Below are 13,582 nucleotides of genomic sequence, written 5' to 3' on the forward strand. Positions count from 1 at the left end.
TCCGCCGCTACATCATCTGGCGAAACCGCCACGCCGACGACCGGCACCTACGCGCCGTCGTCGACAGGGCGAACGTTGCCTGATGCGGCACTAGCGGGCCCTCGCCGAGCGCGCCAAGCGCGAGGCACACCCCCGAAGCCGTCGAGCAGGCCCACGCCGACTTCACCACCAGCCGGACCGCGACGGTCCCTGAGCCTCGCCCCGCTACCCTTGACGGAGCGTCACTCTGATATCAGAGAGCTACTTGTCACTTCGCGGCAGCTTCGGGAGGACAGGGCCGAGTCAGGAGCGTGTCCTGCCTGCCGGCCAGAACGCGAACTCGTACGCGGCCAGGGAGCCGATGGGGAGTTCGAAGACGGAGCCGTTCTCGTCTTCGGCCCGGATCCGGGGCGGTGCCGAGAGTCGTTCCACGATGAGGAGCGCCATGGCTCCGGAGCCCCCGGAGCGCCGCCGCCACACCTGTCCGGGCGCGCTCAATGTCAGCGGGTCCCCGTCCAGCACGCGCTCGCAGGCAAGGGCGAGGGCGCTGTTCTCGGTGAGACCGTCGAGCAGTATCAGTTCATCTGCACGGGCGCGGATGAAGCGGGCGGCCCCGCGCGGCCCCATCATGCGGACGAACCTGTGGGTCATGGCTGTCTCTCCCTTGTCCCTTCGGGGACGATGACGCACCGCGCCAGTACTCCCTGCACGCCGACCGCCGGGCGCCGGTTCAGGCCACGGATCCGATCCGCAAGGGATGAGAGAGGTCCATGAACCGTCCGCCACCGGTGATCGTGCCTCTGATTGTGCCGCCGGGATCACGAGTCCACGCGGCAGGCCCAGGCGTCCCAGCCCGGGCCACACGGCCGTTCCGCTCGCATCCCCCCCGAGCGGAACGGCCGTGGCGCGTCGTCCTTCGCAGCCTCAGGAGCGTCGACGACGACTCTTGCGCATCAGGACGAGGCTGAGGACGAGCACGACGGAGGCCGCCCCTGTCGCAATCGTTCCGGCGAGCCCCATGAAGACCTTGCCCGGGTACGTGTCAGCCAGGTCGTCCGCCTGAGCGACGGGCTCCAGTGAGGGCTGGGGGGAACCGGTGAGCGGGGCCTGGATCAGAGCGGCTTCGTCCCCGCCGGAGGCATTGCGGGTCACCGCCGGCACACGGGACGGTGCGGGCGACGCAACTGTCGCCGAGGGGCGGCCGGGCGGTGAGGCGCCCGCTCCGGTCCGGAAGATGACGTCCGAGCAGTAGTACGAGGTCTCGGCGAGAGCGCCGGCCTCCCAGATCGTGAAGAGCACGTGTCGACCCTTCTTCCCGGCGGGCAGCTCGATGTCGAAGGTGTAGGCCGAGTCCGACTGGGGCGGGTCGGTGACATCCACGAGCGGCTTGCTCTCCAGATCCGACCAGCGCAGAGGGACCGTGGGGTCGTATCCGTTCTTGGTGATGTAGACGATGAACCGGCCCTTGTGGGCCACGGTCGCGAGGAGGGAGAACGTGAAGTCCGTGCTCGGCTTCACGATCGTCGCCGGCCAATCGGACCTCGGCAGGTTCAGCCCGCGGTACGCGTCGAGCCCGGCGCCGCACAGCTCGCCGTCCGGTACCTCATCCTGGTGCTGCCCGTTGACGCCCTTCCGGCGGGAATTGTCCCACTCGTCCAGCGCTCCGGCATCGCTGGACGCCTGGGCGGCCACGCAGGCCGGCGAGTCCCCGTACCTCTCGTTTCCCGGGGCACACGCGGCACCCCGGCTGATCGGATTCCACGGCGCGCCGTGTGCCTGTGCGGTGGACGCCGACAGGACAGCTCCGATCACGACAACTGTCCCGACACAGGCCGCCTTCGCCATTGTGGCCCAACTCATTGATATTTCCTTCCCGTTCACCTTCGAAACCTTGTGCCCGTCCGGCACTCCGCTTTCCTCGGTGCGGTTCAACATCCCCCAGGGAACGGGTCGGACTTGCTCCGAAGGCCTCCTTCATCCGGGTTCAGCGGCCGTGGCGCAGCCGCTGCCACATCGGCATGCCGAACCACAGCCATGCCATCCCGCTGAAGGTCACCGAGCCGACGAGCGCGGACTGAACCTGACCGAGGACGACAGCCACGACCAGGAGCAACGCGCTGCTCATGGAGAGCATGAGCAGCGCGAGACCGGACAGGGCGAAGGCGTGGGAGATGCTGAGCAGCCGGTGCTTCAGGCCGTGCCGGAACACGACCCGATGGAACGGCGCGGGCGCCGTCAACAGGGTCGCCGCGGCAAAGGCCAGCATGAGCGTGAAGACGTACTGGTACGCCTGGAAGGTGCTCAGCTCCTGGAACCGGGGCGTGAAGGCGAGGGTCATGAGGAAGCCGAGCAGGAACTGCACGCCCGTCTGGGCGACTCGCACCTCCTGGAGGAGCTCGGCGTACGCCTTGTCGAACTTGGCCTGCGCTTCATGGGTGTCGACAGCGTGGACAACCGGCCGCGGGTCGGCGGGCGCTGACGGGACGAACGGAGGCAAGGCCTGATCGGCCGGCTGGACTGACATGACGTGACGGTCCCTTCATGTGCGGGCGCCGGTCGTCGGTGTCGTTCGCCGGACTCCGGCGCGGTCTTCATCGCTGTTCTCAGGAACGACGGACCGGAGCCGTCGGTTCAGCGATGAGGCAGGGTGCGGACCACACGTGCCGTGCCGATGACCGCGGCTGTGCGACCAGATGTCCCCGCCCGGTGCACGCAGCGGCCGGTCAGGAGGACGACAGAATCCATTCCGGGTCGCTGCCCGTCAGGTACCTCGCGTCCAGGCCGTCCACCAGGTCGCCCTCGCGTATGAGGGCGAGCAGCTCGACGGCCGCCATGCTCCGCCCTTCGGCAGCCGTCCCGCTCTGCCGAACTCAAGGGCAAGATGGCAGACATGGCCGAAGGCCGGCTTGCGGCGTACCCGGTCGGCGCGATCGCTCAGAACTTCGAGCAGACCCGTGCGCCAGTGCAAGAGATCTACGTGTTCGTGTCGGAGAGTGGGCAGTCGTGGCTCGGCCCGAGCGGCGACTGGGCCCTTACCCGAGGCCCCCGGTCGACGGCGTCCGAGACGACGACCACGCGTCCGGTCAGGACCTCGTCGAGGCGCTCGGCTGACCACACCGAACCACCGGACCACCGGACCACCGAACGACTGCGCCCCACAGCCTCGGCCGTGGGGCACAGTCGTGTATCCGTCCGACTCGCCCGATCATCGCTCAGCCGAGGGTGTGGCGTCTGTGGACTCGATGGCGGCGCATGACCGACAGCTCTCCCGGTCCCCCGGAGAGCCGAACCGTCGTACGCGTCCGTGCCGCGAGCAGGCGCCTCTGCTTGCGCCGGTACCCCCGCCGGACGACGGCGTAGAGGGCAGCCACCGTCACGGACGCCAGGCACCACCAGCCGGCCACGAGAAGAACCGTTCGGACGACATACATGTGATCACTCCATCGGATGGGCTGCAGCGTCAGCGATCCGGAGCCAGTCCGCGTGGGCTCGCATGGTCCACCGCATCGCTTGAATGTGGAGGTCGACGGCCATCCGGCTCCCGGCGGAGAGGTCCATGTCGGCACAGACGGCGCCGGCTTGTGCCGCAAGACTCCGGAAGTCCCTCAATGTCCGGTCGGCGCTGCGGCCCGCTTGGACGGCTGCGACGGGCACGCACCCCGAGAACGCCTCGTCGACCAGGGCGAGGTGCTCTCCGGTGAGCGATCGCAGACGAGTGAGGAAGCCGGTTCGGTACAGGTCCGGGCGGAGGACCTGTCCGTGGAAGACCTCGGCGAGGTCGAGAAGCGGCAGGCACAGGGCCGGGAACCGACCGGCTCCCTGCAGGGCTTTGAAAGCTTCTTTCCAGTGCGCGCCCGCCCGGGTCCGCCACACATCGGGCATGTCGCCACAGGAGCGTTCCCAGACATCCACCCAGGCTCGCACGAGCGGCGGGTGGGTACGGAGGCGCGGCGCGCCGGGGCAGTCGATGACGGTGGTGAGCTGCCCCACCGTCTCCTGGACCCACGCTCGGTCCCTCCGCGCTCCCCCGCCCGCGAGTCTGTCGGCGAGGAGAAGGGCCCAGCCCACCAGGTCGGCGGCGAGATCGAGTTGGGCCGACGGGATCGCGGGGAAGAGCCCGGTGGCGAGGTGGGTGACACGGCCGGCGAGAAACCGGTCGGTGTCGGTATCGTCGAGGAGCAGTCCTCGCTCGGTCATCCAGACCAGGTTCCGTACGGCGGCCCGGCCCACTCCGGGGTTGAGCTCACGGAAGGAGGGTGCCAGGAGCAGTGTCGTCGGCCCCATTGTTCGTCCTTCCTTGTGTTCCCGCTGAGCAGACGTGCGTACGACACGTCACGCTTGGGCACGTAGCGCGATCCATGCCGGTTCATGGACGGAGGCAAAGGGACCGACGGGATGCTTGGCAGGGGGCCGACCGACCGGTTCAGGGCGTCATGAGGCAGCGGGCAGTTCGGCCAGGCTGATGAGCTGTCGCGGGGGGAGAGCTGCCGTGCTGCCGTCGACAAGAGCCAGACGAAGGGAGGTGACACGGCGTGCGACACCTGCCAGAAGGTCCTCCGAATCCCACACGGCTTCGAGGACGACGCCCAGTTGCCCCTCAGACGCCCCCCTGCCGACGAGGACGATGCTGCCGATCACGTCGTATGCTCCCGCGTGGGCCAGCAGCATGCTGTCCAGCGCCATCCGAGCTCCCAGCAGGCCGCGTTCCCAGATGGACAGCCCATCAAGGGCCGGGTGCCCACAGGCCGTCGCGTCGGGGACGGCCTGAACGCGCGCCTCGTCGGCCAATACGGTCCGTTCCCGGGTCAGCCACCGCCAAGACCGCCCGGCATAGGCGACGGCGGGGTCGTTCGCGCATCGGACCATCGTGATCCGTCCGGCACACCAACTGCGCCAGAGGGCGTCGTCGCGGATCTTGTGCCGGAGCCGCGTCAGGGCCGTGCCGGTGTCCGGAGGGCCTATCCCCCACCTGCACACGTGCTCGTGCTCCGCGGACAACAGCACAGTGAGCGTGAGGACCTCGCAAGCCGCTCTGGAATCGAGGGAGCCTTCCCTGTGCACGCCGCTGTCACGCAAGAGTTGGTCCACGAAGTCCTCGGCGTCGAACCAGTTCTCGGGCGATCGGCGATGGCGCTTGTCGTGCACGGCCCCTCCAGCTTTCGGGAAGATACTTGCTCGTCACAGGGCAGTACGGCTGGGGGCACGGCCCGGTTCGGGGGCGCGTTGTCGTCAGCCCGCCGCAGGCTCCCCCGGACCTCGGTAGGCCGCGAAGATACGCAAGAATTCACCGTCCTGCTGCTCGATGGAGCTGCAGGTTGAGACAGCACGGGGCGTGGGTCCGCCCGGACAGGGCCTGTCGCGCCCGGCCGACCACATCGACAACCGACCGAGTCCCTTGGTGCGGGCGAACTCGATCAGTCGCTCGGCGTCATCCGGCCGGAAGACCTCGGTGGCGATGTCGTTGAGCCCGATCATCGGGGTCAATTCCAGGGCCTTCCACGCCGCGGTGTCGGTGAGACCCAGCAGAGTCCTCAACTGCGCGTGTACGGCCCGGGCCGCCTCCAGGGCGTATTCGGCCATGTTCCCCTGGTACTCGGTCCCGTAGTTCATCGTCATGATGTTGACGCCCGAGATCTGGACGCCGGCGCCCACGGCACTCTCCAGCAGGCTTGTCCCGTCGTCCGAGAGTCCCTCCGGCATGACCGGCAGGGTGAACGTCACCTGCAGTGGCCGTCCTGCCGCGGCGGCCTCGCCCTGGAGCAGGGCGATCACTCTGGACCGCCGGTCGTTGGCCGCCGTGTCGCCTAGGTCGTCGCCCTCGATGTCGAAGTCGACCTTGGTCAGCGCGTAGGTTTCCAGGACTTCGCGGTAGGCGTCGGCGAGGCTCACCTCGTCCGGGCATGCTGCCCCGAGTTCGACACCGTCGGCCCCGCCGAAGGAGACGCGTACATCGGCTCCCGCCCGGCGTAGCTCACCGATCTGGGCGGCCACCGGGTTCTCCCGCAGTCCGTGCCCACCCCAGCTGGGTGAGCAGCCGTCGCCGGACTCCTCCGCCACGACGAAGGCGAGGGTGAATTCCCTGACGCCGCTGTCGCGCACGGCGTCGACGAGCGGACGGGCGTCGGACAGGGAAGTATCGACGTACGGTGAGAAATCCGCGCGGTCGCCCGTGCCGGTTTCCATGCCGGGCATGGCTTGAGCCCGATCGGCCCTCGGAGTGCGCTGGGGGGCCGCGCCGGACGAGCTGGGCGACAGGGAGGGCGAGGATGCGAGCGAGGCTGCCGGAGTGGGCGAGGCTGAACTCGCCCGCGCCGAGGCGACGTCGACGGACAGGCGCCCCAGGGCGAAGGAGGACGCGGCGACGAGGGCGAGTGCGCACAGCGCCACGGCGACGAGGGGACGGCTGGCGGGTTGGTGCGGCGGCATGGAGTCTTCCCTCTCGCTACCGGCGTCGGGGCGGCTAGGCACGGCGACGGCTCTGGCGCCAAATGAAGAACGAGAGGACCAGGACGACGGCGGCCGCTGCCGTCGTCAGCATGCCGGCGAGGACCACGGCCATCCGCCCCTGCCCGTCGCCGGGAACCCGGGCCACCGAGGCGAGGGCTGTCGGAGAGCTCTGGGCCTGCGGGGTGACGGGCCGAGTGCTCTTCGGCGTCGGCGTGGAGGGGGTGGGACGGCCACCGACCGCCACTCCGATCCCTTTCGTCGCCGCGCCTGGCGAGGGGCGTTCGGAGAGTGTGTCGCGGCCTCCCCAGAACAGGATGTCCGAACAGAAGTAGTAAGTGTCGGGGAGGGTGGTGTTCTCCCAGATCGTGAAGATCACGTGCCGGCCCTTCTTGCCCGAGGGAAGGCGACTCTCGAACTGGTAGGCCGAATCGATCAGTTCGGGGTCGGTCACGTCCGCGAACGGCTCGGACTCCAGGTCCGACCAGCGCAGCGGCTCCATGGGGTCGTAGTCGTCCTTGGTGATGTAGAGCGTGAACCGGCCCTTGTGCGGAATGGTCGCCAGAAACTTGAACGTGTGAAGGGAGCCCTCGTGGAGGTGGGTCGCGGGCCAGTCCTTGCGCGGGAGATTCAGGCCCCGGTACGCCTCGAGGCCAGCGCCGCAGAGTTGACCGTCCGGGACCGCGGACCGGTGATCGCCGTTGACGTCCTTGCGCCGCAGGTTGTCCCAGGCGTCCAGAGCCCCGCCGGGGGTGGCGTTCTGCGCCGCGACACAGGCCGGGGAGTCCGAGTAGCGCTCGTTGTCCGGGGCGCAGGCGGCGGCGCGGCTGATCGGGTTCCACAGTGCGCCGTGCGCGTAGGAAGGCTGGGCCGGTGTGATCGACAGGACGAGAACGATGATTCCAGCGATGACCGTTGCCGACGCGACGCGATCCCAATACACCCTTAACCCTCTCGTTCACTTGTTGTCAAGCTTCTGTCTGCCATTACGCCGCCCGCTTCTTGTCGGTTCAAACCCTGTGAAAGCAGGGGGATTCAACGCCCTTCGGCGAGCCGGCCGTAGCGGAGCCGCTGCCACATAGGAAGTCCGAACCACAGCCAGGCCATTCCGCTGAAGATGACCGCGGCCACGAGGGCCGACGGATTCGGTCCGAGGACCACGGCGACCGTGAGAAGCAGGGCGCTGCTCATCGAGAGCATGAGGAGTGCCAGTCCCGCGAGCGCGAAGCCGTGCGAGATGCTGAGCAGCCGGTGCTTGAGTCCGTGTCGGAACACGACACGGTGGAACGGCGCCGGCGCGGTCAACAGCGTCGCGGCCGCGAAGGCCAGCACGAGGGTGACCACGTACTGGTACGTCTGCATCGTGCTGATTCCGGGGAAGCGCGGCGAGAAGGCCAGGGTCATGAGGAAGCCGAGAAGGAACTGCACGCCTGTCTGCGCCACCCGTACCTCCTGCAACAGCTCCGCATATGCCTTGTCGAAGCGGGCCTGCGCCTCGGGCGTGTCGTGCTTCCGGGCGGCCGGGACCGTTTCGTCGCCATCGGCCGCGTCGCCGTCGTCAGGGGGTTCGGGGGGCATGTGGGCCGTCCCTTCGCAAGAGCGTGTGTCGTCCTCTCGAACGGGAGCGCCGCGCGCCAGGTTCACTTCGCCAGGTCGGACGGATCCCTTTGATCCAGACGCCCCGGACATGCGTGACCTCCTACGACCAACCATGCTGTAGCTGGGGAAGTAAGGAGGAACACGTGACGCCGTCACACCAGGCACCACGTACGGAGGTCGGCGCCTACGTGCTGGGGGCTCTCGAGCCGGAGGAGAACACGGAGCTTGAGGACCACATGCGAACATGCGCGCTCTGCGCCGAAGAGAGGCGGTCGCTGACCAAGGTCGCCGACCTGCTGGCCGAATTCGCCGCGACCGGACCGGACGCGGACGAGCTTCTGGCCGAAGAGACCGCTCCGACCGACGACAGGTCTGTCCCTGCACCCGTCCCTTTCACTGACACGAAGTTCCAGAGTCTTCGGCGTCGACGTCGACAGTTCCTCATGCTGGCCGCGTCCGTGGCCATGTTCGCCAGCGGCCTCGCCGTGGGGAACATGCTCGGATACGTCGAGGACCCGAACGACCCTCAGCAGAACCCGCGGTGGGCGGCGCAGCTGCTCCTGGTCGGCGAGCAGCATTGGGGAACCAACGCAGAGACAGGCGTGTCGGCCAAGGTCGGTCTCGAGGACAAGAAGTGGGGGACGCACATCGCCCTTGAGCTGAAGGGCGTAGCCGGACCGCTCGACTGCCGACTGGTCGCCGTCTCGACCAACGGCGCCCGCCAGACCGTGACCGGCTGGACGGTACCCAAGCCCGGCTACGGCGTTCCCGGCTCGCCCGACCCCTTGATGGTGCACGGCGGATCAGCCATCCCCCGTGCCGAACTCGACCGATTCGAGGTGATCACCCGCAACGGCAAGCAGCTGGTCAGCGTGGACGTCTGACACCGACCGCAGCCCGTTTCGGCCCCCTGGCAATGCGCCAGGGGGCCGAAGCCATTTCCCAGGGCCCCGGAGCCGGCGCGATGAGAGTTCAGCCGCTCGCGGCGGCGTCGTCCGATCAGATCTCCTCCCCTTCCTCCAAGTGATCGTCCAGGCCGTCCAGGAGATCGGCCTCGCTGAACAGCGCCAGCAAGTTCTGCGCCTCCGTCATTTCCAAGTAGGCGGCACCACACTCTTCGCAGTGCCGGAGATGCTCCGCTACCGTACGGTCCTCCTCAGCACACAGCGCGCCGAGGACATAGGCCCCCAACAGCAGGCGCACATGGGAGCCGCCTTCAGAAGGCGGCATGGTCATCTGCCCCCCGCTCTTCGATCCCCCTACGATCCCTCGTTTATATTCCATTCTGCGGAAACGCACGGGCCGAACCAGGCAAACAGAAATCCTCGAAACCAGCGGCTCGCCCGGCGAGACCGGTGCGTTCACTGACGCACGGCCGTCCTCGCACGTGGCGGCCCCGACGCCCGTTAGCCGACGGTGTACGCCACCTCCGCCAGTTGGCGGATATCTCCGCCACTCCCCCGGCGTGATCCTGTACCGAACCAGGCACGCCAAGGACATGTCAGCTGACTCTCCGAAAGAGGTGTCATCGTGAACTCTCCAGTCCAGAACGCCCAGGCCGTGACTCCCGCACGTACCGACGAACGGGCCCTGGCAGCGCTGCAGCAGGAGCACGGCCGCGCTCTGTTCAGATTCATCCTTGGGCTGACCTTCGGAGACCGTCACCGCGCCGAGGACCTCGTGCAGGAGACGTTCGTACGGGTCTGGCAGCACCCGGAGGCCCTGCGGAGCGATCACGAGTCCATGCGTCCCTGGCTGTTCACGGTGGCCCGCCGACTGGCGATCGACGCCAGAAGAGCACGGCAGGCCCGCCCGAAGGAGCTCAGCGACATGGCGCTGGAGAAGACGCCGTCGGCTGTGGATCCCTCCGAACGTTCGATGGCCGGCCTCGACGTGCGCCAGGCGCTCGCCGGGCTGAGCGCGGAGCACCGCGCGGTGCTGGTGCTGGTGTACTTCCGCGGCATGTCGGTGGCCGAGGCCTCCGAGGTACTCGACATACCGCCCGGCACCGTGAAGTCCCGTACGTATTACGCGCTGCGCGGTCTGAAGGAAGCCCTTCAGGGCTAGGCCGCCTTCCAGTGACCGCGGGTCCCCTCACTCGCCCTTCACCACGTCGAGTGCTGCGCAGCCTCCCGTGACCACCTCTACGCGCGAACGCGCCTCCGTCGGTGTGGGCGCGTCCCAGCCCGTTCGATCCCGAAGGTCCTCAACCGGCCGTACGCCTGTGTGAAGGGCCCCGGTCCGCCGGCAGAACTCCACGGCCTCGCCCTGCCGCTCGCATGCCGCTGCCTGATCGCCACCGGCTGCCAGGAGGGCCACAGCGGCCGCGGTGGCACTTGCGGAACGTCCGGCCCGTTCGGCCATCAGAGCACCCGCCGTGATCCGGTAGGACGAATACGCCCGTTAAGCCCTCCGGGATCGGACGGACCTGAAGCTCGTCGAAGTGCGCTGCACAGAGGGACCGCCCGGAGCCCGCGGAAGCCGCTGTGCCAGTGCGAGGAGACGGCGCCGGGGCGGCAGCCCGCCGCATATGTCTTCCGCGCGCTGCGCTGCACGCAGTGGAGCTGGATCAGGTTCACAAGGTGCCCCCGGCACATGGCGGGCGAGCGCCCGCCGCACATGGCAGAGCGGCCGTTCCGCCGGCAGGACGGGGGCCATGAATGCCGGCGGAACAGCCGCTACCCGAGCGAGGCGGAACAGCTCGGGCCTCCGCGTGCGGATTCGGGGGAGTAATCCGGTCGCGGACACATTCAACGGCACGGGTCACCCCGCCCGGCGGTTCACCACGGTGCGAAGCAATCCCACCGTCAGGGGGGTGGGTTCCGTCCTGAACCGGTCCTCCTTCGGCCACGTGGTGGTCGGCACGGGACAATCTGTCCCGACATGCTCTCGACGAGGAGGAGACATGCGCGGAGGACGGTCCGTCTTGGATCTGGTCGCCATGCACGTCGTGATCACTGCCATGACGGCGATTCTGGCCGCGGCGGCAACGTGGGACGGAACGCTCGCGCCCGACAACGCGCTCGGGCGGCTATTCATGAACCTCACCTTCGTTCTGCTGGGCTGTGCCGCGTTCCTTGCCCTTCTCGCCGCTGCCGTCCTACTGCGGCAGAAACGGCGCCGTCCGTTGTTCCCCACGCGGACGCCTCTGCCGACGGGACTGCGGCAGACCCAGGCATCGGAGGGGTGACCATGGCACACGAAACCCCGCCGCCCATCCCGCCGTTCGTGTCCCACCTGAATACACGCCTTCCCTGCACTTCCCAGCCTTCGCTGTTCCACCCGCCGGACGACGGCTACAACGACCACGGCAGTCGCGGCCGTCTGCGCGCCGCCGATGCCGTGTCGCTGTGCCGGAGGTGTCCAGTGATGCTGGCCTGCCGCCAATGGGCCCGGAAGCACCGCGAGTTCGGCGTGTGGGGTGGAGAGACCGACGAGCAGCGTCTCCGCGCCACCGACCATGCGCCGCAGGTACGGCGTGCCCGCACCAGATCCCGGGATGCCGCTGCCCTCGACGCCGCCGCGGCGACGGTACGGCCCGACGCACCGCCACAGCCGCAGCCCGGATCCTCGAGGATCCCCCGCCTGACCCCGGTCGAGGAGCAGGTCCTGGCCGCGCTGTGCGAGGGCATCGGCGCCGGCCACCTCCATGAGGCCCTGGAGCACAACCATTCCGTGGTGACCAGAGCGCTGACGGGTCTGCAGCGGAAACTGCAGACCCGTGTGGACGGGCTCGTGGACGCGGCGCGCGAGGCGGGAGTTCTACCAGCGCCGTACGTCCCGGCGGCGTGACCCTCTGTGAGGCGGTCCCGTCGCTCTTCGCACCCTCGGTGGAACACGTTTCCATCGGCTCCGGGGTGCCTCTGTGTGATTCGTCAAGCCTGAGCTGGTCATGCGGTGGCGGCTTCGGGCGTCTCGTGATTCGTAGAAGGTCCCGTCGCGGAGAATGGCGAACAGGACGCTGATGCGTTGCCGGGCCAGGCGGAGGAGGGCCTGGGTGTGGGTCTTGCCCCTGGCCCGGCAACGGTCGTAGTAGGTGCGGGAGGCGGGGTCGTGCAGGGCGGCGAACGCGGAGAGGAACATCGCGCGTTTGAGCTGCCGGTTGCCGCCTTTGGGCGCGTGTTCGCCGTGGATGGAATGCCCGACTGCTTCGTGGCCGGGGCGAGGCCGGCGTAGGAGGCGAGGTGGGCGGGGGTGGGGAAGCTGGTGCCGTCGCCGACGGTGACCAGCAAGACGGCGGCGGTCCTGACGCCGACGCCGGGCAGCGACGTCAGGACCTGGGAAAGAGGGTGGGCCTCCAGCAGCTCGTTGATCTGGGCTTCCAAAGCCCGGCGTTGTTCGTGCACGGCGGCCAGGGACGGGATCACGATGTCGAGGGTGCCGGTGCCCGGAACGACGACGGTCTGTTCGTCGAGCGCGTCGAAGACGTCGTCGATGAGCCGGGTGGCCATGCGCGGGGCCTTCGGGCGGATCAGTTCGACGAGTCTGCGGCGTCCGGCTTTGCGCAGGGCGGCCGGGGATCCGTAGCGCTCCAGCAGCCAGGTCACGGCCTGGTGGTCGAGGCGGGGGCCGAGGACGCGTTCCAGGCTGGGGTGGAACTGGGTGAGCAAGCCCCGTATCCGGTTGGAGGTGCGGGTGGCCTCGGCGGCGAGGTCCTGGTCGAAGCCCACGAGCACGGTGAGCTCGTCGGTCAGCTCCAGACGGCGCAAGGTGTGCGGCATCGTCCATGCCGCGTCCGCGATCACCGCGGCGTCCTTGGCGTCGGTCTTCGCCTCACCCGGGTAGAGATCCGCGATCCGCCGCATCGCCAGTCCCGGCAGGTAGGCGACCTGGCAGCCCGCATCGCGGGCGACGGTCAACGGCAGGGCGCCGATGGACGCGGGCTGGTCCACGATCACCAGAACGGTGCCGAACTTCGCGACCAGCTTGTCGAAGACGGCCCGCAGCTTCGGCTCGCTGTTGGGCAAGGGCTTGTCGAAGACCTTCTTCCCGGCCGGGGTCAGCCCGTGGCCGTGGTGCGTGCTCTTGACGACGTCCAGGCCAAGGAAGACGCCCACGCTGCTGGTGTCGATCACGGTGCCCCCACTCGCTTGCTCGGTGCTGGCCTGGGCGTCCGGGCCGTTCTCGCGCATCCACGTTATGCAGACCTGCCGCCCGCGAGCGGCCGGGCATTGCGCCCGGCCAGGCGGTGGTCGGACCTCTCATCAGCGTCTCCGACGGCACCCCTCGGACCCTGTGACACCACCCCCCAGGTCATCCGCTCCAATGCCGTTGCTTTTGAGGGAGGCAGGGCGTTGCGCCGTTCGTGTTGGTGTCGCGTCTGGAGCGACTGGGGTTGGGGATCTTGACCTGGTCGTGTCCGCCTGAGCTGGTGGATCGGGTCGTTGCCGAGGCGGGGTGCGGGGAGAAGCGCCGTCGCCTGCTGTCGGCCCGGTTCACTGTGTACCTCGTCCTCGGGTTATGCCTGTTCCCGCGGGTCGACTACCTGGAAGTTCTGCGGTTGCTGAAGGCGGGCGAGCCAGGGTTGAGGCCCTGGTCAGGGTGAACAAGTCGTCCCTGA

Annotated in this window: 15 protein-coding genes and 2 pseudogenes; 6 read left to right on the forward strand and 11 right to left on the reverse strand. The window is 68.6% G+C overall.

Translation table 11 applies throughout. The features are described 5' to 3' along the window. Positions 1–83 (forward strand): annotated as a pseudogene (locus ACFUJR_RS25825) (transposase); the annotation flags it as partial. A gap of 199 nt (positions 84–282) precedes the next feature. Here ACFUJR_RS25825 and ACFUJR_RS25830 read toward each other — a convergent pair. From ACFUJR_RS25830 to ACFUJR_RS25870, 9 genes are all read right to left on the reverse strand, one after another. Next, positions 283–630: a hypothetical protein gene (locus tag ACFUJR_RS25830; protein WP_383450752.1), complete on the reverse strand. Its 348-nt coding sequence runs from the start codon at positions 628–630 to the stop codon at positions 283–285. 273 nt (positions 631–903) lie between these two features. Continuing rightward, entirely contained in the window at positions 904–1,839 is a 936-nt protein-coding gene (locus tag ACFUJR_RS25835; protein WP_383173327.1) for a lytic polysaccharide monooxygenase, read from the reverse strand. Between the two features lie 124 nt (positions 1,840–1,963). After that, entirely contained in the window at positions 1,964–2,503 is a 540-nt protein-coding gene (locus ACFUJR_RS25840; RefSeq protein WP_383173329.1) for a DUF6328 family protein, read from the reverse strand. A gap of 688 nt (positions 2,504–3,191) precedes the next feature. After that, on the reverse strand, positions 3,192–3,410 hold the full coding sequence (locus tag ACFUJR_RS25845) for a hypothetical protein (protein WP_383173331.1): 219 nt from the start codon (positions 3,408–3,410) through the stop codon (positions 3,192–3,194). A gap of 4 nt (positions 3,411–3,414) precedes the next feature. After that, positions 3,415–4,263 carry a hypothetical protein gene (locus tag ACFUJR_RS25850; protein WP_383173333.1) on the reverse strand — a complete coding sequence of 283 codons (849 nt, stop codon included), beginning with the start codon at positions 4,261–4,263 and terminating at the stop codon, positions 3,415–3,417. A 147-nt stretch (positions 4,264–4,410) separates the two neighbouring features. Continuing rightward, on the reverse strand, positions 4,411–5,124 hold the full coding sequence (locus ACFUJR_RS25855) for a hypothetical protein (protein ID WP_383173335.1): 714 nt from the start codon (positions 5,122–5,124) through the stop codon (positions 4,411–4,413). 84 nt (positions 5,125–5,208) lie between these two features. After that, positions 5,209–6,405: a chitinase gene (locus ACFUJR_RS25860; RefSeq protein WP_383173337.1), complete on the reverse strand. Its 1,197-nt coding sequence runs from the start codon at positions 6,403–6,405 to the stop codon at positions 5,209–5,211. A 34-nt stretch (positions 6,406–6,439) separates the two neighbouring features. Beyond that, positions 6,440–7,366, reverse strand: coding sequence for a lytic polysaccharide monooxygenase (locus tag ACFUJR_RS25865; RefSeq protein WP_383173338.1), 927 nt, complete (start codon positions 7,364–7,366; stop codon positions 6,440–6,442). A 92-nt stretch (positions 7,367–7,458) separates the two neighbouring features. Further along, positions 7,459–8,001, reverse strand: coding sequence for a DUF6328 family protein (locus ACFUJR_RS25870; RefSeq protein WP_383173340.1), 543 nt, complete (start codon positions 7,999–8,001; stop codon positions 7,459–7,461). A 164-nt stretch (positions 8,002–8,165) separates the two neighbouring features. Here ACFUJR_RS25870 and ACFUJR_RS25875 point away from each other — a divergent pair, with 164 nt between their 5' ends. Then, positions 8,166–8,906 carry a zf-HC2 domain-containing protein gene (locus tag ACFUJR_RS25875; protein ID WP_383173342.1) on the forward strand — a complete coding sequence of 247 codons (741 nt, stop codon included), beginning with the start codon at positions 8,166–8,168 and terminating at the stop codon, positions 8,904–8,906. 115 nt (positions 8,907–9,021) lie between these two features. Here the strand turns inward: ACFUJR_RS25875 and ACFUJR_RS25880 are convergent, their stop codons facing one another. Beyond that, entirely contained in the window at positions 9,022–9,258 is a 237-nt protein-coding gene (locus tag ACFUJR_RS25880; protein WP_383173344.1) for a zf-HC2 domain-containing protein, read from the reverse strand. Positions 9,259–9,552: 294 nt separating this feature from the next. On the opposite strand from ACFUJR_RS25880, the gene ACFUJR_RS25885 reads away from it, so the two are divergent. From ACFUJR_RS25885 to ACFUJR_RS25895, 3 genes are all read left to right on the forward strand, one after another. Further along, complete coding sequence (locus tag ACFUJR_RS25885) at positions 9,553–10,089, forward strand: sigma-70 family RNA polymerase sigma factor (protein WP_383173346.1); 537 nt, start codon at positions 9,553–9,555, stop codon at positions 10,087–10,089. An 859-nt stretch (positions 10,090–10,948) separates the two neighbouring features. Then, complete coding sequence (locus ACFUJR_RS25890) at positions 10,949–11,212, forward strand: hypothetical protein (protein ID WP_383173348.1); 264 nt, start codon at positions 10,949–10,951, stop codon at positions 11,210–11,212. Positions 11,213–11,214: 2 nt separating this feature from the next. Next, on the forward strand, positions 11,215–11,814 hold the full coding sequence (locus tag ACFUJR_RS25895) for a WhiB family transcriptional regulator (protein ID WP_383173350.1): 600 nt from the start codon (positions 11,215–11,217) through the stop codon (positions 11,812–11,814). A 114-nt stretch (positions 11,815–11,928) separates the two neighbouring features. Here ACFUJR_RS25895 and ACFUJR_RS25900 read toward each other — a convergent pair. Next, positions 11,929–13,097, reverse strand: a pseudogene (locus ACFUJR_RS25900) (IS110 family transposase); the annotation flags it as partial. A 236-nt stretch (positions 13,098–13,333) separates the two neighbouring features. Between ACFUJR_RS25900 and ACFUJR_RS25905 the strand changes: the two are divergent. Continuing rightward, positions 13,334–13,567, forward strand: a complete 234-nt coding sequence (locus tag ACFUJR_RS25905; protein ID WP_383173370.1) for a transposase domain-containing protein — start codon at positions 13,334–13,336, stop codon at positions 13,565–13,567. Positions 13,568–13,582 lie beyond the last annotated feature (15 nt).

Origin of the sequence: Streptomyces sp. NPDC057271, assembly GCF_042668715.1 — a bacterium.
Taxonomy (GTDB): Bacteria; Actinomycetota; Actinomycetes; order Streptomycetales; family Streptomycetaceae; genus Streptomyces.